This is a genomic window from Lactobacillus sp. UBA5813 (assembly GCF_002417895.1).
Taxonomy (GTDB): domain Bacteria; phylum Bacillota; class Bacilli; order Lactobacillales; family Lactobacillaceae; genus Lactobacillus; species Lactobacillus amylolyticus.
In genome coordinates, this window is record NZ_DICZ01000004.1 from 1 (window position 1) to 20,407 (window position 20,407).

Genomic DNA, 20,407 nt, shown 5'->3' on the forward strand with positions numbered 1-20,407 from the left:
TAGGGTGTTTGACAAAGAGCCTCTTTAATAGACTTGAATCTTATTAAGTGGCCAGTAGCGCAGCTTTACAACGCCGATAACATTCTTTTTGGCAATCGTTCCGATGTAGCGGCTGTCCTTTGAAACGCTACGGTGATCTCCCATAACGAAGTAGGTTCCTTTAGGAACGCGGTTGGTCTTCTGCATTTCCTTCAGTTGTGCACTTGTATAGTATTTCTTATAATTTGCCGTTTTTGCTAGCGAGGAAATAGTGAAATTCTGCGTTTGCGAATATTTTGTTCCTGTGAAGCCATCTTCATTGTCGGTCAATTTAAATCCTTTGGTCAACCAAGGCTGACTGATCCTTTTGCCATTGATATAAATCTGATTGTTCTTGCTGACAATCTTATTGCCCGGCATCCCAATTACACGCTTGATGTATTCAGCTCCTGGCTCATCCGGTGCATTAACAATCACCACATCACCACGCTCAATCTTGGCGTGACGAACAGCGATTACACGCTCACCATTTTCAAAATTAGGCTGCATTGAAATACCTGAAACCGTAGCATTGCTGAGCACAAATGTGAACAAAGCATAATAAATGCCCATTGCAATTAAAAATATAACGGCGATTTGCAAAAAGTCTTTTAATCCAAACTTATTGTTATCTTTTTCTGCCATGATAACTCAATTTCCTTTTCTAAAATCGTGTACGTTAACATTATACACTTTGAGCAAAAAAAGAAGCACCCTTTCGGATGCTTCTTAATAAAAGATATATTTTAAGCTTATTTAATTAACAACTTAGTCTTCTTTTGACTTGGTTTCACCATCTTTTTCTGCTTTTGGCTTGCTTAAGTCCAGAATGGACTTGCCATTCATGTACAAGTGCTTGTCGTCAGCAGTGAATTCAACCTTCTTTGTGTCAGGGTGGCTCATAACAAGCTTAGCAATTGGAGTTTCAAGGTCTTGTTCAACAACTCTTCTAAGTGGACGTGCACCGAAGTCTTTGTCGTATCCTTTTTCTGCCAAAACCTTCTTAGCTTCGTCAGATACAGTTACTTCAATATTCTTCTTGCTAAGAACGTGTGACATCCTCTTAAGGTAAATGTCGATAATCTTGCTCATGTCGTCTTGAGTTAATGAGTTGAATGGAACAATTGCGTCCAAACGGTTAAGGAATTCAGGTCTGAAGTAGTTTTCAAGAGCGTGGATTAACTTGTCTTGATCTACTTTGCCATCCTTAAGCAAGTTGTCTGAGTAGCCTGCGTTTGAAGTCATAATCAAGATTGTGTCCTTGAAGGAAACAGTTCTGCCTTGAGCGTCAGTCAAACGACCATCATCCATGATTTGAAGCAAAGCGTTGAATATTTGTGGGTTAGCCTTTTCGATTTCGTCGAACAAAATCAAGCAGTAAGGTTGATGACGAACTTTTTCAGTTAATTGACCACCTTCACCGTAGCCTACATAGCCTGGTGCTGAACCGATCAACTTGTTAACTGCCATTTCGTCTTGGTATTCAGACATGTCCAAACGAATGAAGTGATCCTTGTTGCCGAAGAGGTTAATAGCTAATTGCTTAGCAAGTTCCGTCTTACCAACACCAGTTGGTCCAGTAAGAAGGAATGAACCTGTTGGACGGTCGTTGTCTTTGAAGATTTGCTTACGAGCAATAGCGTCAGTAATAACATCAATTGCCTTGTCTTGGTCGATAACGACTGCCTTTAATTTGTTAGTTAAATCAAGGTTCTTCTTAGCTTCATCAGCGTGAAGTTCGCTCATTGGAATATTAGTCTTTTCTTCAATCAGCTTGTAGATGTCTTTTTCGCTAACTACTGGAGTTTTAGCCTTGTCAGCAGTCTTCAATTCTTCTTGAAGCTTTTCGATTTCAGTCTTTAATTCTCCAGCTTTCTTGTAGTCTTCAGCCTTAGCAGCTTCGTCTTTCTTAGCTTCTAAAGCGTGAATTCTAGTCTTCAAGCTTTCTTCCTCATGTGGGTCAACTGTCAAAGCCTTCTTGGCACCAGCTTCATCCATCAAGTCAATGGCTTTGTCTGGTAAGTAGCGTCCTTGAATGTATCTTTCTGATAATTCAACAGCTAACTTAAGAGCATCGTCATTGTATTTTACGTGGTGGAAGCTTTCGTATCTCTTCTTTAAACCTTCCAAGATCTTAATTGCAACATCAGTTGTTGGTTCTGGAACTTGAACAGGTTGGAATCTACGTGCTAAAGCTGAGTCCTTTTCAATTCTTTGGTATTCACTAGTAGTAGTGGCACCGATTAACTTCAACTCACCGCTTGCAAGAGCTGGCTTCAAAATGTTAGCAGCGTCGCCGTTGTTAGTTTCTGAGTCAGTTGAACCTGCACCAACAATGTTGTGTAATTCGTCGATGAAAAGAACGATGTTAGGGTTCTCCTTAGCTTGGTCGATAACTTCCTTTAATTTTTCTTCGAAGCTGCCACGTAAGCTTGAACCAGCAACCATATCATTAATGTTAATAGAAATGATGTGCATGTCCTTCATCTTAGATGGAACATTGCCTTCTGCGATTCTTTCAGCCAAGCCTTCAACAATTGCAGTCTTACCTACACCAGCAGGTCCAATCAATACAGGATTGTTCTTCTTGCGTCTTGATAAAATTTCAATTACTTCATCAATTTGCTCGTCGCGACCAATCACTGGGTCGTACTTGTTGTTCTTAGCTTGTTCAACTAAGTCGATCCCAATTGATTTTTCCTTCTTTTGTTGTGGGGCTTGAACCATTCTTTGTTGACTTGGGTTAGCATTTGAGCTCATATTGCTGTAGTAAGCACTTGAGCCATTTGGTGTTCTGTTAAAGTCATCATTAAAGAATGAACGGTTTAATTCGTTAAATAAGTTGTCAAAATCATTGTTAAAGTATGCCATTGCCAAACACTCCCTTATATTTATTTATGTCTTTTTATGAAATTAGCGCTCTCGCTTGTTGAGTGCTAACTCGTCACACTTATAAGTATATCAGGTTATCCACAGATTACAAGCAATTTTCAAAAGTTTTCCACAATTACGCTAATTTTATGCTTTTTTGCAAAAAATATGCTCACAAATGCCGGTATATGGCCATTCTTTGGCCACATAAAATGTTAAAGAAATTCTTAAGATCTAAGATTTTTTGCTTGTTTTTTCGAAAAAGCAATAAAGGTTTTCCACAAAAAAATAAAAAGAGAACCTGAAATTTTATTCAGATTCTCAATCTTTATTTATTGTCTTTTTCTTTGTTTTCTTTCGTCCTGCGGCTAGTGTTCTTGGAATTGGTCTTGCCCAATAGACTATTATTTTTCTTCTTATCTAACAAGTATTGTTTAATCGCTGCTACCACTTCTTTATTCTGTGGCAAATCGGTGTGCGTAGCGTCACTGCCAGTAATAGTTATCTCCGTAAATTGCTTTACTTGATTTTGAAAAATATATTTACCCGCGTGGACACTGGCCTCAGGAACGATTCCGTCTGAGTCGTAATTTTCACCACCGAGTAAAGAATAAACGATTAGATTCTTCGGCAAATTCTTGCGGTATTTGATGAGATCCGACAACATCTGCGTTTTGTGACTAACATTGCTTTCACTGAAGATAAATGGTGAGGCCAAGGTCATTAATTTTTTGATCTTAATATCAGACTTGTAGTAAGAATAGTAATGCTCCAGCCAATACGTCCAGATCAGGCCGCCATTGGAGTGACCGAAGGCCTTAAAATTATTGAATTTGTAGGTTTGTGAGACTTGATAAAAGGCTTCATCCAGCCAGGAAGCCTGTTTTTTGATATTGCTGTAGCCATCATGGTTGTTTTGAAAACCAACTACAATAATGGGCTCATTGTCACCGTGATTAATCGAACCAGAAAAATCAAGGCTGCCATTAGTACCAACTTTAATCTTCAATACGCTGTGAGGATGGGGATTGTTTTTGTTCAAAAGTGCTATTAAAGAGTCAAAACGGTTAATGCTGGCACTTGACCCCGGAATCATAATAAGTGGCGATACAAGCGATTTTCTTCTTTGAGCCCGGTCACGGTTAGTAGTCTTCATCCATGAAAAAGCTGGAATTGATAAGGCAAGTATTATCAGAAAAAGGATAACCAACCATTTAACATTTTTTCGATTAAATTTGAGCTTGGTCATATGCCCTCAACTCCTCACTAATTCGACGACCGATAATAACAAACGGAAGCAGCAATAAAATATCCAGAATAAACAGCAAAATAGTAAAGATAAAGGTAGCCCAGTTGCCGTTAGAGCCAAAGAACGAGATTAAAATTCCCGGTGTTCCCTCAAGAACTGGATAAACTGGTGGCATAAGTAAATGAAGCGAGATTGCGCCAGCAGCAATTAATTCATTAATCGCTGGAATTAAAATTACTGGTAAAAGATAGAGCGGATTAAGAATAAGCGGAATTCCGATTGCTAATCCATTTTTTGCACCAAATGCGACCGGCAGGAGGTTGAGCTTGGCAATATCTTCAATTTCCTTATTATTGGTGTACAGCAGCAAGATAACCGTCAGAGCCAGTGTAATTGAAGCATCCCCCATCAGACCATAGCTTTGAATCATTGAACTGCCCAAGAATTTATAGGGCACATTAGCGGCACTGCCATGACGCAAAGCATAGTTCAAGTTAACCAGAGCGGCACCCGAATTATTGTCGTGGGCAAGGGATTGAACGGGATAGCCGATTCCGCACCACCACAATAGCATTGACAGCATCGTTAGCAAGATGACTACTGCAAGATTGTTAGAGCTGCGCAGGTTGGTAACAATGCTTTTTACAGAGTAGGAATCAAGCAGTCGAATTTTGAAAAAGTACAGAATAAGGCCAAGAACAAGGCCAAACAAGATAGTGACTATTGCCGGTTTAAGCGATTGGCGCGCCCGCTTTTGAATTTCTTCAACATGCTCGACTTTGATATGCACATAATCTTGCCCAAGCCAGCGAAAAATCTGGCCTACAAAATAACCGATCAGCATAGCAATAAGCAAGCCATTAATACTCAGAAATCTTGAATAGAAAGTTACTTGGCTATTGGCGGTTTGAGCATTGCCTGTCAAATAAGCACACAGCATAATTACCAGAACTGAGGTAATCCCTGCCATTGTCGCATCTTTGTGATAAAGCCGTGCGGTATAAACCGCTGAAAAGTAGGCCACATAGATGCCAAAAATACTGAAAGTAACTCGAATCATCCCTGAGGACAAAAAATAGCCCAGATTCCAAATTTGATCAGACATTGAATAATCAAAGTTAAACAAGTTATAGATCAAACTATCAGGTGAGAAAATGCAGTCACGAATTATTTTAAAATAAGCGCCGATTGTCGCTACTGGCATCAGCATAACGAAAGTTCTTTGAACAACTCTAAAAAAAGACCGCCTTCTAAGCCAAAACAGTCCCTGGGTAATATTATTGATCATTCTTGCTGGCTCCTAATTTTTATTATAGACATTATACCTAATTATTCTTGATAAAAAAGTGTCATGTTATAATTATAGGAAAGAAATAAAGGTGAAATTATGGCACGAAAAAAGATCGAATTAGACAAAGATATTGAAAATTTAGTTGCAAAATATATCGACACTACTGAAATTGATTGGAACAAATTAGTTAACAAATCTTTGAAATACTATATTACTAATAAGTTGAATTCAAAAGAAGTTAAAAAGCTTATCAAGGATAGTGATGCGGAATCAGCAAAATACCTTGATGAATATGTTCGCAACAATATTGATAATCACTGGAATATGTAGTTTGTTGTTATTAGCAAAAAAAGCTTGATCTGTAGTGACCCCCGAAATTCGGACACGGATTTCGGGGGTCACTACATTGATCTTTGCTTTTTTGTCATCATGCATAAAAACCACCTTCCTATTTCAAATTATACGGAAGGTGGTTTCAATAAAATATTTTACTGCTCTAAAATAGCGATAATTTAGTTTTCCTTAAGGAATTGGTCACCAGCTAAATCACGGTAAAAGTTGACCATGGTTTGACGGTAATATGGAACAAGCCAGATAAAACCGATTCCCAAAGTAATGACGCTAAGAATAGCCCAACCGATGAAGCTTAACCACAAAACGAACAAATCAGTCTTATGACCATTCATCAAATGACGACTCTTTGTAATTGCTTCCGTCATCGTTGGCGTTTTGCCTGCATCATAAAGATCCTTCATGATGTATGGCGTCATTGCATATGAGAAAGCCTTAATAATCCCTGGAATAATGAACAGAAGCGTCCATAAAATAAGGAAGATCAATTCTACCAAATAAGTGATAAATGAACTCGTGAACTTGCCATCAGTATAAGCACTAAACATGCCTTTGAAGATATTTGGCTGATCGCCTTTGTCTCTGAATTGCAAAAGCGTGTAGTAAACGCCCCAAACGATTAAACCGAGCAGCACGCTAACGATTAAATTAATCACTGATGAAGTCGTGCTTTGATGATAAACAACGCCATTTGCCATTTCATCGATGCGAGTATAAACGATTTCGCGCTTATCAAAAATCAAAGACACAATATCTTCAGCAACATAAATAATCACATATGCAAATAATGACAGACAAACTGCCCAGCCCCAATGACCACGAAGTTGGTCCTTGGCTGCTTGTTTTAATTCTTTTCTGCTCATTTTTCTCCTCCAAAATGATTTCAATTACGTTTTCTTAACTGTTACAGTTTAGCCCACTTTGTATATGAGGTCTAATTTAGGCATAAAAAAAGCCTAATCCCACCAACATTGGAACTAGGCTCACACAGTGAAATACCACCACTTCTGACCACATATAGAAGATAACATTTTCGCTACCGGAGAAAATGACTACTTTCCTTAGTGGCGGTACATGAAAAGTTTAGCATTCAAAATGTTAAAAAACAACACTTCTACCTGCTTAATATAAAAATATTTTTGATCATTTTCGATCTAAGTCAAGCATCATTGTCATGATATGATCAATTCGTTTTTTCAAATATGAAAATTTCTTATGATCAACACGATTAGACTGAATAATGATCATATTCTTACCATCATTTGTAGTACGCAAGAAGGTAAAATATCCGTCTCCCGCACCATTGGCACTCTTAAAGACTTTAGTATTATAAAAGCCACCATTATAATATTTTGGTGCTTTGCCATGATACAAGACAGAGCGACTGCTATTCGTTAGCAATTTGCCAACAAGCATTTCTCTGACAACTTTTGCCAAATCACTATCGGACATTGCCACCGAACCAGCACCTAATTCATTATGAGCATCAGCAACTACTTGCGAATATTTTACCCGGTGGTACTTACCATCAAGGTAGTTATAACTATGAACCCAGCCACTTGCTTTAAGCGCAGCCGGATCTGCCCATAAGAATACTGTATGCTTTAATTTCAATGGTTTAACAAATGTCTTTTCAAACATTTGCTCATATGTCTTTTTCTCAAGCTGAGCTAAAATACCGCACAAATAAACGTAATTGAGTGAAGTATAGTGCCACTTGCCAAATTGCTGCTTATTGAACACGGTCTTCTTCACATCGGCCTTAAAGTTGTCCGCATCAGAGACGAAATCATCAGTTCCCAATGTCTGACCTGACTTGATATCCAGTCCCGAAGTCATATCCAGCAAGTTAGCAATAGTTATTTGATCAGCACCAGCTACAGTTGGATAAAACCTGCTCAATTTCGTCTTCAACGATAATTTTTTAGCCTCAATTTCACGCATGATCATGGCAGCTGTCATTGATTTTTGCACTGAATTGATTAAGTAGCTAGTGTCAGCCTTATTGGCCGTTGAATATTTCAGCCAAGTCTTATTATTTTTGATAACAAGAACCGAGCCTTTAATTCCTAATTGGTCAATAGCATGTCGCACTATTTTTTTTTCTTTTAAATCATCAAGATGATTCTTAGTTAAGTTTAAGCTCTTGACCTTAGTAGTATTTTGCCACTTCTTTGAGTAATAATAATTGCTCATTGAGTAGTCGTAGCGTTCATTAGGCAAACGCATGAACTTTCTTACTGCTTTATCAACAGCAATCCAACCATTCCAGCCCAAGTGAATCGTATCGGTCATGAAATACTTCTTGTTGCCATCTTTTGACAAGTCTTCAATATTTTCAAAACCTTGACTGGTCAACTGTTTTTCTATTTTAGCAACTGACTTTTGATACATCTTCATTGATAAGCCTGTGTACTTAGCCCATTTAGCATTAACAGGCGGAATGATGAACAAAACGTTGGTATGCTGCTTAGCAAATTGATTAAGCATCAACTCAAAGTCCGCATATTCAGGTGACTTGACGTAATCGAAATTGCGTTGACTGCCCTTTAACTTCTTAAGAACTTTCTTTGGCAAACGTGTCCGATAAAAAGTATTATCAATTCCCAAATTATTGGAGTTGGTATGCATTGCTGCTTGTTCATCCGCTATTTTCTTCAAAGCAGCTTCAGAATAAGTCTTAGGCAAAAGCTTTTCTTCCTTTTCAATCTTGTTGATTCTGTCTCGCAATTGGAAGGAGCTGAAGAATTTGTCTTCATTAGCCAGCATCCGTTCACGAGCCTTCAATAAGAAACGATCCCGACTAGAAAGCTTTTTGCCTGCCGCTACTTTTTTCAAGCAAGATTTAATAATTCCTGCTTTTACAGTTGGCATAGATGCAATTCTAGCCGCAGCATAACGATCAGTTTTTGTGTTTTTGGCATGTAGCAAGAAAATGGCCGTCTCAAGTGGAGAATAATACAGATCAAAGGCAGCAGGGTCTTGACCTTCCTTGGTAAACCATTGTGGTGAAATAATCACAACAGCCTTTTTATTCTTCAATTGCTTGCTAGTTCCCTGCATCCCTACAAACTGAGCCAGGCTTTGACTGCCAGGGCCACCAAGCAAAAACGGCCGATAACTGCGGTGATACTTCGCAGCTAAGACACTTGGGTGAAGCGGATCAAAACGTGATAATTCACTTGAACCATAGAAAGGCACATATCCACTATCAAATGCTTCCTGCTTCATCTTTATCCCTTTAAAGACTGTATGCGTTTCCGAATTGGCAGCTTCATAGATTGAACTCTTAGAAAAAGTTCTTTCCCATGGCAATAAAAAGACAATGATCAACAGAACAATTGCACATAAAACCGGGCCAAAGATTTGCCAGAGCCGGCGTTTATTACTCATTTTCTAAGCTTTCCACCTTTGCAACGATCTTAGCTGGAGTATCCCATTCTGCACGGTTGAATTCTGATACAGGAACATCGATACCGAACTTTTCTTGCAAATTCAAAAGCATTTGAACGCTTGCCATTGAATCGAGCAAACCATTTTCAAAAATATTTTCATCCATTTGATCTGATAAATCTTCACCAGTCAAATCATTCAAAATGTTTAAAACTTCTTTTTTTGTGTCCATTATTAATACCCCTCAAATAATTAAAATTTCTATCTCCTATACTTATTTCCATCCAAACCATAATTGGCTAAGAAAACCGGAGAAGATCAGCATCCCGAAACAAATAACCTGGAAAGTAATAAAAATTGCAAACCCTTTAGTAAATTTATTAGAAGGAATAGTCTTCTTATGTTTCCGCTTAAATCTCAGCCAATAATCATTAATGATAATGGCAATGGCTTGGTACAAACCATACGTGATGTAGTACCAAGTAAGGCCGTGCCAAAAGCCCATGATTAAGAACAAAAGCAAGTATGAAACTTGTGATAAACGAATCCGGTTTTTAATCAATTTCTTCTTCATAGCAAAGAAGGTAAACCGCATGTAAATATAATCACGGAACCAGAATGACAAGGTCATGTGCCAACGATTCCAGAAGTCTTTAATATTTTTGGAAATAAAAGGCTTATTGAAGTTCATTGGCGTGTGGATTCCCATAAAGTATGAAATGGAAACCGCAAATAATGAATAACCGGCAAAGTCAAAGAACAAATACATGGTGTAACAATACATGTATGCCAAAACCCACCATGATAACTTCAATCCGCCTGCAGCATTTCCGGCAATCAAAGCTACTTGACTGATTTTTGGCAACCAATAGGTCCCAAACAGCCAGCCTAAAATAAACTTATATAAGAATCCTTGGAATAAATACCGAACTGCATATTGCAAATCCGTAATATATTGATCCCTGGTTGGTGCTTTATCAAAATCCTTTTTAAAGCGCCGGTAACGGTCAATTGGTCCAGAGGAAATCGTTGGAAAGAAGAGCAAGAATCTAACATATGTTCCAGGTTCAACCTTCTTAATTGCCCCGTCGCGAATTTCCATAATTACTTGGACATTCTTAAAGGTAATATATGAAATTCCTAAGAAACCCACGACAAATGGAACTGTTCCCGCTGGCATTGCAGTTAAGATCTTAACCGCAGTTAATGGCAAAATCGCCAAAATTACAGCTAAACAGAAAACCCAGGTTTTATTAGGACTATTCTTTTTAGTGCGATAGCGTTCATAGGCAAAGGTTAGCAAGAATTCAAAAACTAGATAAAGAATTAAATTGACCCCTTGCTGCCAGTGACTAGCATCGAAGATCAAGAATAAGAAGACTAATGAAAAAATAGCTTCATATGTCTTAAATCTTTTACCATTATAAAGGCCGATAATCATTGGAATTAACGCAATTAGCAGCCAAATAAAGTATTGCGGATTTGAGTAAGGTTGTAAGTTAATGAAATTAAAATTCACTACTTGTTAACCTCCTTAATGACCGCCTTGATGTCAACTTTGCCATTTTGCGAAATTGGCAAAGAATCTTTATAAATGAAACGTTGTGGAATCATATATGGCATTACGTTTTTAGCCAAATCTTCACGAATCATTCTTGTTAAAGCAACATCAGAGTACTTGCGTCTTACGCCTTGCTTTAATTCAATTTCAGCAACAATCTGCTGAACAGCGTGGTCTTTATTGTATTTTGGAGCAGCTACGCCATAACGAACCAATTCATTTTTGCTCAAGTAAAAGTTAATTTCTTCAAGTTCGATTCTGTAGCCGTTAAATTTAATTTGGAAGTCAATCCGGCCACGATAAAATAGCATATCGCCATCAAAGAAGCCGGTATCGCCAGAGCGATAGCTTTGATATTGATCATCATTCTTAAAGAATGCAGCTTCAGTCTTCTCCGGGTTATTCATATAACCTTTAGAAACGCTAGGGCCGCTGATGATAATTTCGCCTTCGCCTGGTTTTTCACCTTTAGCAGTATCGATTGTGATCTTGGTGTCTTCTTTAGCACGACCAATTGGCAACCGATCATATTTCTTTAAAATTTCATCAGTAATTTCAACTTGCGTTACCGCAACAGTTATTTCCGTTGGACCGTAAGTATTGAAAATATGTGATCCTGGGAATTTTTTCTTCAGCATTGCTACTTCAGTATGCGGCAATTCTTCACCACAGAATAAGAAATGCGTCAAATCTGGGTGGTGTTGAGCATCAAATGTTTTGTCCAAGAAGCACATCTGTGCAAATGATGGCGTTGATACCCAAACGTTAAATTGCAATTTTGGCAAAGTGCTGAATAATTGTGCAAAGTTTTGCGTCACATCATGTGGCAAAACAACCAACTTACCCGCTGCAGTTAATGCAGAATACAAGCTCATGACTGACAAGTCAAATGAATATGGAGCTTGTGCCAAAAAGCTTGGATGTTCTGGCAAATTGAAATCGTTCAATTCCCAGTTAACGAAGCTGAGCAAGTTCTTGTGACTAATTTGAACCCCTTTAGGCTTCCCAGTTGTTCCTGAAGTGAAGATAATGTAGTAATTATCATCGCCTTCGACGAATTTGCTTTCGTCAAGCGTGTAATTGCCGTTTTCAACTTCATCTGGCTTAATCACTTGTACGCCAGGCAATTCAATTTTTGGCAAATCATCAATTGCGAGCACGACTTTTGCTTTAGAAACGTCTTGAATCATTGTCAAACGCTCAGCGTTTGAATAGCTTGCAATTGGAATATAAGCATGTCCAGATTTGACACAGCCTAAGAAGCTAGCAATCATTTCAAAGTTTTGACCGCCCCAGATCATAATTGGATCTTTATCGGGGATATCTAAGCTTGATAACTTATGTGCCCAAGCATCTGAACGCTTTTTCAAATCACCATAAGTATTAGTATGGCCGAGATAATCATAAACCTCGCGATCAGGTTCATTAATTGCAATCTCGTCTATCTTCTTGATTACATCTTTAATCATTGCTGATCCCACCTGCCTTAAAATTCATTGTAAATAAAGTGGACTGAATTTAAGCCACTATATTCATACAAATAAATTAGGGCCATGAGGATCGCAAAATATACTATTGTTTTCAAGACAAACATCTCTATTTGTTTGCCTCGAGATTCAACTTTTTTTGTTTTCTCCATTTCTCTCCCTCGTTATTCTTCAACAACGTTCAGGCCTTATCTTACTACAAATGAATGTAGCGAAAAGACACTCAGACCATATTTTAACAAATTTAAATAAACTTAAACAATTGGGAAAAGAAATATTTTTTAATTTCCAAATAATGCATTTATATTAATTGATAAAATTCTATCCATAATCACCATATTTGGTTTGGCATATTGCTTTGAGCCTGACTCAAAAATACAAAGCAATTGGCCCTTATATGCAGTAATTTGTTCCAAATATGGCGGCATATCAATTACCAATTCCGCGTTTTTTTCATCTAAAGCATCAAGTGCGGTAGAAGGGAAAATATATAATTTTGAATCGCTGCTGCCATAGGATTGACTTAAGAAAATTTTATCGTCATAAATCGTAATTCCTTGAATCTGTTTGTTCATTGAAGTTACGCCACTTGGGTCGGACCAGGCAACCGTACCATTAACGGATTTGATTTCATTATTGGTAATTGAGTTTTTATTTTTGCCGCTGCGAGAAATCGTATAACTTGCTACTCTCCCGCGGCCATACATGTTAAAGAAGCCGACAAACAGCTGATTATCGTAGTAAGTAACAGTCGATGCTTTTTCAAGAGTTGGAATTGAAATTCGGTTGTTATAGCTAATTGGGGCATGGCGTTTTGTATCATAGCTAGCCACCTCTTTTAGAGGAAAGGACATTAACGCGGATGACTTGCCAATTGATCCAGTAATCCAGACATTTTTGCCCACAGGATCATACGCAATTCCGCCAAGGTGAGGTCGACCGGCTACTTGAATGGTTTTGATGTATTTTCCAGTCTTTTTATTAAGCACGTAAATAACGGACGCGTGCGTATGCTCACCGTCATAAGCCGTAAGCAACAGATACTTGCCGGCAACCGTAATTCCCTGGGGCGTCATTTCAGTTGCAGTGTCGTATTTTTTCTTCTTAAAGTCATAGCTTTTGGTCGCAACTAAGCCAGGAATGACAAAATCCTTGCCCACCCAGGTTCTTGGGGGAACATAATTGGATATTTTATTAATGAAAGAATATTTTGTTCGTAAATTTTTTTGATATGTGGACTCTTTTTGCCAAGCAGCATTCGTATTTGTACCATCTTTTGCCTTTACCAGCTTTGGTCGATTATTTAAGAATTCTTGTTCTTGATACCATTGATAGCCAAAGTAGCCACCTGTGCCTAATGCACCAACTATCAAAAGAAATAAGACAAAGCTTTTAAGGATTCGTCCTAATTTTTTAACCACATTACCAATCTCCTCAAAAAATTTTCACGTTGACTGCATTTTATCAGTTTATATATTTTATAGGAAATAAAATCCTTGTATTAGCCAAAAGTAATCAATTTAAAATCAAAAATTCGTTTTATTTCAAGATAGAAATAATTTTGTCACACTTTTTTCACAATTAACGTTTATCATATAAATTGTAGCGAACGAAATTAAAAGTTTTGGTCGATACTATTCAACTTTTTTGTTTTTCATTCATACTCCTCCAAGTAAATAATGAAAATTAAAAGTGATTGGCTAATTGCCAATTTCATATCTATCCCTTTCCGCTCACGTGCGTTGCGTGGGCCTTTCTTTTTGCCTTTTTTGGTCGTCTTAAACTAATCGCTTATATTTCTTTACCTTTTCATAAGAATTTAGACATTTTTAATTCACATTTTCCCCGTATTATATAAACCGTAGCAAGGAGAAAACAACTTGTTACATAATCCCACTTTTTTTTCATTCATTCTTACCCCTCCAAAGTAGATGAAACTAATGAGGCTCGTTTAACGGCGAGCCTTTTTCTTTTGCTCAATCTCTAGTAAGATAATGGTAAAAGAAAGAAAGGAAAGTGCTTACATGTTTTCGCCATCAATTAAACATTTAATCCAAGAAAAATCCGGTTCCTTTTTAATTCCTGCCAGCCGAATCGCATTTGTTCAAGATGACAATCCGCTTTATCATGCTTTTTTGATCCTAACCAAAGTTAAATATTCAAAAATACCGGTTTTGGACAAAGATCGTCATGTAGTAGGCCTGTTAAGTTTGGCAATGATTACGGATAAAATGCTGGAAACTGATGAAATTTCGATTGATCCGCTCAACAAGTTAAAGGTTCGTGATGTCATGCAGACCAAATTTGACAAGATCAACTTTGTCGAAACAACTTTGGAAACGCAGCTGCACCTGCTTATTAATAACGCCTTTCTGCCAGTCGTTGATGATCATGGAGTCTTTCAAGGATTGCTAACAAGACGTGAATGGATTAAGGCCTTTAACTATGTCGTTCATACTTTTGATAAAAAATACGAAGTAAAAGAACGCTAGCAAATTAATGTATTATAATGAAGAAGTATTTGAAAACTAGTCTTCCAAGGGTGGAAAACTTTTTTATTTTTGCTTTCTAATTTAGAATGATTATAATTTAGATATAGGCAAAAAATATTTGAGATTTTTTTCTGGGGGGAGAAAAGTATGCTTAAACGCCAATGGAAATTTTTGGTTGTAATAGCTGCTGGTATTGTCGGTGCTATTCTAGACTTTATTCTTCATATACAACCGATATTTACTAATTTTACCTTTATGGGCAAAACAGGAATAACTTACAGTGAAATTATTGTTGATATTATCGGCATTTACACTGCTATTAACATGGCAATCGAAATGATCGGCGATATTCGGCGCGGTCGTTGGGGCGTCGATGTTTTAGCTATCATTGCCATTGTTTCAACGATGATCATTCGCGACTACTGGGCAGCTTGGATGATTTTGGTAATGTTCACCGGTGGTGAATCACTTGAAGATTACGCTACTAGCCAAGCCGACAAGGAATTGCGTTCACTTCTCAACAACACGCCACGCAAAGCTAACAAGCTAGTTGATGGCAAGGTTACAGAAGTTAACGTTGATGATTTGCAAATCGGCGATATGGTTTTAGTAAAACCAGCTGGTCAAGTTCCTGTTGACGGTAAAATTGTTAAGGGTACTTCAAGTTTTGACCAATCATCACTTACTGGTGAATCTGTTCCAATTAACAAAAAGCCAGGCGACGACTTAATGTCCGGTTCAATCAACGGTGACGCAGCTGTTGAAATGAAAGTAACCAAGTTGGCAAAGGATTCAGAATATCAGTCAATCGTTGCCTTGGTTAAGTCTTCTGAAGCTCAACCTGCCAAGTTCGTTAAGATGGCCGATCGTTACGCTGTCCCATTTACCATTATTTCTGTGATCATTGGCATTATTGCGATGGCTATTGGCGGCTGGAACTTCACAAGATTTGCGGAAGTTATGGTTGTTGCTTCTCCATGTCCATTGTTGATCGCTGCTCCTGTTGCTTTGGTATCAGGAATGAGCTCAATGTCTCGTCACCACATTATTGTTAAGTCAGGTCCAACACTTGAAAAATTATCACGTGCCAAGACTTTTGCTTTTGATAAAACTGGTACTTTAACTCAAAACAAGTTGGAAGTTAGCGAAGTTATTACTGCCGACGGCTTCGATAAAGATGAAGTTCAAAGCTTGGCTGCAAGTGTTGAGCAACAATCAAGCCATATTATTGCTGCTTCTTTGGCTGCTGATACCGACAAGAACAAGATTAAACCTGTTTCTAATTTAAAGGAAACTACCGCTCAAGGTGTTGAAGGCGATGTTGAAGGCAAAACCGTTAAGGTTGGTAAATTAAGCTTCGTTGCTCCAGAACATGAGAAAATTGATGCTGGTGCTACTGCTGTTTATGTTTCTATCAATGGTGAATTCGCAGGTTATATCACTTTCAAGGATGTGATCCGTCCTGAAACTCCAGAAACGATCGCTCGCCTGCGTCGTCAAGGTGCTAAGCAAATCATGATGTTGACCGGTGACCACAAGAATGTCGCTGATCAAATCGCTCATGCAGCTGGCATCAATAATGACGAAGTTAGAGCTGATTTACTTCCTAAGCAAAAAATTGAAGCAATTAAAAACGTGCCAAAAGATTTGCGTCCAGTTGTTATGACCGGTGATGGTGTCAACGACGCTCCAAGTTTAACTGCTGCTGATGTTGGTATTGCAATGGGTGCCAAAGGTGCTACTGCTGCTAGTGAAAGTGCTGATGCCGTTATTATGGTTAACGATATTAGCAAAGTTAACGATGCTGTTGCTATCGGCAAGCACACGATGAAAGTTGCTAACATTGATGTTTTGACAGCTATTTCCATTGTTATTATTTTGGAAATTATCGCTGCTACTGGTATTATTCCAGCCTTCTTAGGTGCAATTTTACAAGAGGTTGTCGACTTAATCACGATTTGCTTGGCTTTGCTTGCAAAGACTGAGCCTAAGAATCCAGAGCAAACTGGAATTGAAAAATAAATAATAAAGATAGATAGATCAAAAGGCTTTGGGATATCCCAAAGCCTTTTGTTATACGCTAATTTCCAATACTGAAACGATCTCGTCATCCCAATGAATTTTAACGCCATGGTTTTTCATTTCTTTTAAAATATTCCGTTCAAGAACATAAATAAAGCCTAAAATAGCTAAAAAGCTCAGAGCCCAAATCCAATTAAACACAAAATAGGAAGCCAATAAAGAAACTGCAGTGAGTAACGTTCCTATAATCTGAATTACGTAATACTTTTTGCTTCCAAACTCTGCTCGTAAGATTATCAAGGCATATTCAATATTATGTTTGCCAAAATAAATCCCATATAAGAATGCTACTCCGACGACAAAGTCATAAAAGCTTATACTCCGTAAATAAGATAATAAAATCGCATAAACGATTGAAGCACCTAAAGCAAAATAAAACAGCTTTTTTACTCGATCTTCATTTTCATGGTTAACAGTATAATTTGGTCTAATCAACAAGCGTTCGGCCAGCCAATTATATTCGTCAATAAAGAAATAAAAACTAGCGACAAAACCAATCTCAGTAAAAAAGAGAACGAACCCACCAAAAATTGGTGAAAAAGTTAAAATCAAAATTCCCAAGATGCCTAACCATGGTAAAAGTGCGGCAATTCTCCGATTACGTAAAAATTTTTTAGTTTCTGAATGCAATGCTTTCGCCCTCTTTTAATATGAAAATTATATTAGTTTTCTATATTTTATAATTTTGTTCAAATATGTCAACCAATACTATTGCATCATCGTATCAAAACAATTAAAATAAAATTCAATTAAATACGTTGTAGTGGTTGGGTTTTTAAACAATAAAAACTTTCAAGATTTGCTTATTTGGGTCAATAAGCGACTTGAAAGTTTTTTTCTTTATTTAGCCTTTAGAAAGGATCCACATGCATTTCTTAGGAGAATTAATTTTAATTTTGTTGGCCAACGTGCTGCTCGGACAACTATTCGCTCGCTTCAATATGCCAGCCGTAATTGGTCAGCTGTTATCAGGAATTATTTTAGGACCTGCAATTTTAAACTTGGTCAAGCCAAATGACATTATTAGTCTCTTTTCTGAATTTGGCGTTATCCTGCTGATGTTCTTGGCTGGACTAGAAAGCGAACTTGATTTACTTAAAAAATACTTCAAATTAAGCTTCACTGTTGCCAGTATCGGTGTCATTCTGCCAGTTGTTTTCATGGGTTTAGCTTCGATGGCATTTGGCATGAAATTCTTAGAAGCACTTTTTATCGGAATTGTGTTCGCTGCCACCAGCGTGTCCATTTCTGTTGTCGTTTTGCAAGAGGCCGACCAGCTGCACACTCGTGCTGGTACAGCGATCTTAGGCGCGGCCGTTGTTGATGATATTTTAGCCGTAGTTGTCCTCAGCCTATTCACAACATTCAGTCATGAAGGCGGAAAAAGCGGCTTAACCAATAATTTCTTTTTAAATCTCTTAATTGAGGCAGCCTACTTTGTCGCAGTTTGGTTCATTTACAAATGGGTAGCACCTTACTTTATGAAGGTAGCAGAAAAAATGGACGTCAACTATGCTGTCGTTATCGCCTCATTGATTTTATCCATTGCCATGGGTTGGGCTGCTGATTTCGTAGGACTTTCTGCAGTAGTTGGTGCTTTCTTCGGCGGTTTAGCAATACGGCAGACACCACAATATAAAGAAGTTAATTCCTCAGTTTCCGCAATCGGTTATGCGATTTTTATTCCGGTATTTTTTGCGGATATTGGCTTATCCATGACTTTTGCCAGTTTCTTCAGAGACATTTGGTTCATTATCGCGATGACAGTATTAGCAGTTTTATCAAAATTCTGGGCTGGCAAATACTCAAGTGAGCTTTTTGGCTTCAGCAAGAGCGAAGGCAATATTGTTGGCGCAGGGATGGTGTCACGAGGCGAAGTCGCCTTGATCGTGGCGCAGATCGGAATCACGCACCATTTGTTCCCTGAAGATATTTATTCCAGTTTGATTTTGGTAATCATTGTGACGACTGTGGTTTCACCGTTTATTTTGAATTACTTTATTAAAAAGAAAAGCAAAGATTCTACTTTTGCATAAATAAAAGAGGCTAACAAACGTTAGTCTTTTTTTTAAAGCAATTTTCCCAACGCAAAACCAGCAAATACCAGAATCAAACCGCCTAAATATGACGCAATTAAATAAGTCCAGAACACGCGATAACTTTTATCTTTCAACTTTCCTAGCAATTCCACATTCATCGTTGAAAAAGTAGTATAACCGCCTAAAATCCCGGTACCAACAAAAGCATAAACGAAGACTGGCAAGCTCAAAGCAAAGATTAATCCCAGTAAAAAGGCACCTGACAAGTTAATCAGCAAAGTGGCGTACGGAAAACTCTTCGGCCAATTTTTCTTACCATAATTAGTAATTGCATAACGAATCACTGCACCAAAAATAGCACCTAAACCTGCAGTTACAATTTCCATTACGCTTCACCTGCCAATCTTTTACCTAACTTATTACCAACATACATCCCTAAAGCCGCAAAGATTAAACCAAAGATAATTGAAGAAAAGAAGTAAATCATTACTGGCATAGAATTAGCTGATTGCAATTGTTTTAGCGTATCCAAATTAAAACTTGAAAAAGTGGTAAAGGCACCAACAAAGCCAGTTGAAAGACCGATAGCTAGCCAATCGCGTCCTTCTCTAAATTGCAAAAAGAAGTATGTCAAAAAGGCAAGCAGAAAACAACCACTGACATTGGCGACAAAAGTGCCAGTTTGTGACCAGATATTGGTTAAAAAGCAGCGCAGTGCCCCACCGAAAAAGGCAAAGAAACCAACGCTAAAATAATTAGCAAGTTTACTATTCATTAAAACCCTCCAGAAATAAAAAAGCGTCTACTATCCCACTTATTGTGAGGTAGTAGACGTCATCAGATTTTACTCGGTTAATGGCGAACGTCATCGCCTATTTGATTTTCGTTTTTAACTATAAACTTTTAAAAAATTTTTTCAACCCTGCTTTTGTTTCCAATTATTGCTAAATTTAAATAAATTAATTACATCTTGGTCTGTTAATTTTCCAATTGGTTTTTTAGAAAAAACCATTGCTTCTGGTAAATTATATGTTTTATGAGTATCAACATAAGATTTTTTTCTTAAACCTGCTTCTTTCCACTCTTCAATTGGATAATAAAAACCTTTGATAAATTGTGACTTATTTTTGAATTTACTAGTAATCTTAAAAACATTTACTCGTTGGTCTTTAACCTTAACAACTAAAGCAGGTCTAATTTTGTTTGAATTTTTATCATCAAATGGAACATTTGCAATATAAATATCCATTGGTTGCATTAGCCATTAACCATCCAATCATGAAAATCTGGAGATTTTTTTGGATCATAATGACCATTTTTATCAAATTCAACTTTTTCTTCTGGAATTTCTTTTAAAAGTTCCGCCCAATCCAAAGAAGTAGGAACTTTCTTTATTTCTACACTATTACCACGAACCTCAAAAGTAACTTTACTTCCTTTTTCTAGACCCAACATTTTTCTAATTGCAACTGGAATAACAATTTGACCTTTTTGAGATACTTTGCCAATCATATTGTTCATTTATTTCATCTCCCTGAGTAAAACGTCTTACTTCTTACATTAATTTTATCAT

At 37.5% G+C, this 20,407-nt stretch carries 20 protein-coding genes, 1 riboswitch and 1 other annotated feature; of the genes, 4 read left to right on the forward strand and 16 right to left on the reverse strand.

Features of this window, described 5'->3' with window-relative positions:
• Nucleotides 1–24: 24 nt before the first annotated feature.
• The 4 genes from lepB to B2008_RS00335 all read right to left on the reverse strand — a co-directional run bounded on the left by lepB (nt 25) and on the right by B2008_RS00335 (nt 5,426).
• Nucleotides 25–663 (reverse strand): signal peptidase I, encoded by a 639-nt coding sequence (lepB, locus tag B2008_RS00320; RefSeq protein WP_281828726.1) that lies wholly within the window; start codon nt 661–663, stop codon nt 25–27.
• 123 nt (nt 664–786) lie between these two features.
• Nucleotides 787–2,889: an ATP-dependent Clp protease ATP-binding subunit gene (locus B2008_RS00325; protein WP_281828724.1), complete on the reverse strand. Its 2,103-nt coding sequence runs from the start codon at nt 2,887–2,889 to the stop codon at nt 787–789.
• 328 nt (nt 2,890–3,217) lie between these two features.
• A complete protein-coding gene (locus tag B2008_RS00330; protein WP_281828722.1) occupies nt 3,218–4,138 on the reverse strand; it encodes an alpha/beta hydrolase in 921 nt (306 codons plus the stop codon).
• Nucleotides 4,119–5,426 (reverse strand): PTS transporter subunit EIIC, encoded by a 1,308-nt coding sequence (locus B2008_RS00335; RefSeq protein WP_281828719.1) that lies wholly within the window; start codon nt 5,424–5,426, stop codon nt 4,119–4,121. Before B2008_RS00335 ends, B2008_RS00330 begins: the two co-directional genes overlap by 20 nt.
• A 99-nt stretch (nt 5,427–5,525) precedes the next feature.
• Here B2008_RS00335 and B2008_RS00340 point away from each other — a divergent pair, with 99 nt between their 5' ends.
• On the forward strand, nt 5,526–5,759 hold the full coding sequence (locus B2008_RS00340) for a hypothetical protein (protein ID WP_281828718.1): 234 nt from the start codon (nt 5,526–5,528) through the stop codon (nt 5,757–5,759).
• A 182-nt stretch (nt 5,760–5,941) separates the two neighbouring features.
• On the opposite strand, the gene B2008_RS00345 is transcribed toward B2008_RS00340, so the two are convergent.
• From B2008_RS00345 to B2008_RS00380, 7 genes are all read right to left on the reverse strand, one after another.
• Nucleotides 5,942–6,643 (reverse strand): DUF975 family protein, encoded by a 702-nt coding sequence (locus B2008_RS00345; RefSeq protein ID WP_281828716.1) that lies wholly within the window; start codon nt 6,641–6,643, stop codon nt 5,942–5,944.
• Nucleotides 6,644–6,923: 280 nt separating this feature from the next.
• On the reverse strand, nt 6,924–9,173 hold the full coding sequence (gene dltD, locus B2008_RS08265; RefSeq protein WP_345739789.1) for a D-alanyl-lipoteichoic acid biosynthesis protein DltD: 2,250 nt from the start codon (nt 9,171–9,173) through the stop codon (nt 6,924–6,926).
• Nucleotides 9,166–9,405 carry a D-alanine--poly(phosphoribitol) ligase subunit DltC gene (dltC, locus tag B2008_RS00360; RefSeq protein ID WP_281828714.1) on the reverse strand — a complete coding sequence of 80 codons (240 nt, stop codon included), beginning with the start codon at nt 9,403–9,405 and terminating at the stop codon, nt 9,166–9,168. Before dltC ends, dltD begins: the two co-directional genes overlap by 8 nt.
• Before the next feature lie 42 nt (nt 9,406–9,447).
• Entirely contained in the window at nt 9,448–10,692 is a 1,245-nt protein-coding gene (gene dltB / locus B2008_RS00365) for a D-alanyl-lipoteichoic acid biosynthesis protein DltB (protein ID WP_281828713.1), read from the reverse strand.
• Nucleotides 10,692–12,203 (reverse strand): D-alanine--poly(phosphoribitol) ligase subunit DltA, encoded by a 1,512-nt coding sequence (gene dltA, locus B2008_RS00370; protein ID WP_281828712.1) that lies wholly within the window; start codon nt 12,201–12,203, stop codon nt 10,692–10,694. The genes dltB and dltA overlap by 1 nt, the downstream gene beginning before the upstream one ends.
• Nucleotides 12,204–12,220: 17 nt before the next feature.
• Nucleotides 12,221–12,373: a teichoic acid D-Ala incorporation-associated protein DltX gene (locus tag B2008_RS00375; protein WP_281828711.1), complete on the reverse strand. Its 153-nt coding sequence runs from the start codon at nt 12,371–12,373 to the stop codon at nt 12,221–12,223.
• Between the two features lie 129 nt (nt 12,374–12,502).
• On the reverse strand, nt 12,503–13,642 hold the full coding sequence (locus tag B2008_RS00380) for a YncE family protein (RefSeq protein ID WP_281828710.1): 1,140 nt from the start codon (nt 13,640–13,642) through the stop codon (nt 12,503–12,505).
• Nucleotides 13,643–14,245: 603 nt separating this feature from the next.
• On the opposite strand from B2008_RS00380, the gene cbpB reads away from it, so the two are divergent.
• Complete coding sequence (cbpB, locus tag B2008_RS00385) at nt 14,246–14,713, forward strand: cyclic-di-AMP-binding protein CbpB (protein WP_281828709.1); 468 nt, start codon at nt 14,246–14,248, stop codon at nt 14,711–14,713.
• 147 nt (nt 14,714–14,860) lie between these two features.
• Nucleotides 14,861–16,735 carry a heavy metal translocating P-type ATPase gene (locus B2008_RS00390; RefSeq protein WP_281828707.1) on the forward strand — a complete coding sequence of 625 codons (1,875 nt, stop codon included), beginning with the start codon at nt 14,861–14,863 and terminating at the stop codon, nt 16,733–16,735.
• Nucleotides 16,736–16,786: 51 nt separating this feature from the next.
• Here the strand turns inward: B2008_RS00390 and B2008_RS00395 are convergent, their stop codons facing one another.
• Nucleotides 16,787–17,425 carry a hypothetical protein gene (locus B2008_RS00395; RefSeq protein ID WP_281828706.1) on the reverse strand — a complete coding sequence of 213 codons (639 nt, stop codon included), beginning with the start codon at nt 17,423–17,425 and terminating at the stop codon, nt 16,787–16,789.
• Nucleotides 17,426–17,560: 135 nt separating this feature from the next.
• Nucleotides 17,561–17,616 (forward strand) — a sequence feature (sodium ion sensor (DUF1646 type); this cis-regulatory element may regulate processes involved in with the transportation of sodium ions).
• A gap of 45 nt (nt 17,617–17,661) precedes the next feature.
• On the opposite strand from B2008_RS00395, the gene B2008_RS00400 reads away from it, so the two are divergent.
• Nucleotides 17,662–18,831 carry a cation:proton antiporter gene (locus tag B2008_RS00400; protein ID WP_281828705.1) on the forward strand — a complete coding sequence of 390 codons (1,170 nt, stop codon included), beginning with the start codon at nt 17,662–17,664 and terminating at the stop codon, nt 18,829–18,831.
• Between the two features lie 32 nt (nt 18,832–18,863).
• On the opposite strand, the gene crcB is transcribed toward B2008_RS00400, so the two are convergent.
• From crcB to B2008_RS00420, 4 genes are all read right to left on the reverse strand, one after another.
• Entirely contained in the window at nt 18,864–19,220 is a 357-nt protein-coding gene (gene crcB, locus B2008_RS00405) for a fluoride efflux transporter CrcB (RefSeq protein WP_281828704.1), read from the reverse strand.
• Nucleotides 19,220–19,609, reverse strand: coding sequence for a fluoride efflux transporter FluC (locus B2008_RS00410; protein WP_281828702.1), 390 nt, complete (start codon nt 19,607–19,609; stop codon nt 19,220–19,222). The genes crcB and B2008_RS00410 overlap by 1 nt, the downstream gene beginning before the upstream one ends.
• 46 nt (nt 19,610–19,655) lie before the next feature.
• Nucleotides 19,656–19,716: riboswitch (Fluoride riboswitch) on the reverse strand.
• A gap of 34 nt (nt 19,717–19,750) precedes the next feature.
• Nucleotides 19,751–20,092, reverse strand: coding sequence for a type II toxin-antitoxin system PemK/MazF family toxin (locus B2008_RS00415; RefSeq protein WP_281828700.1), 342 nt, complete (start codon nt 20,090–20,092; stop codon nt 19,751–19,753).
• Complete coding sequence (locus tag B2008_RS00420; protein WP_281828699.1) at nt 20,092–20,355, reverse strand: AbrB/MazE/SpoVT family DNA-binding domain-containing protein; 264 nt, start codon at nt 20,353–20,355, stop codon at nt 20,092–20,094. Before B2008_RS00420 ends, B2008_RS00415 begins: the two co-directional genes overlap by 1 nt.
• Nucleotides 20,356–20,407 lie beyond the last annotated feature (52 nt).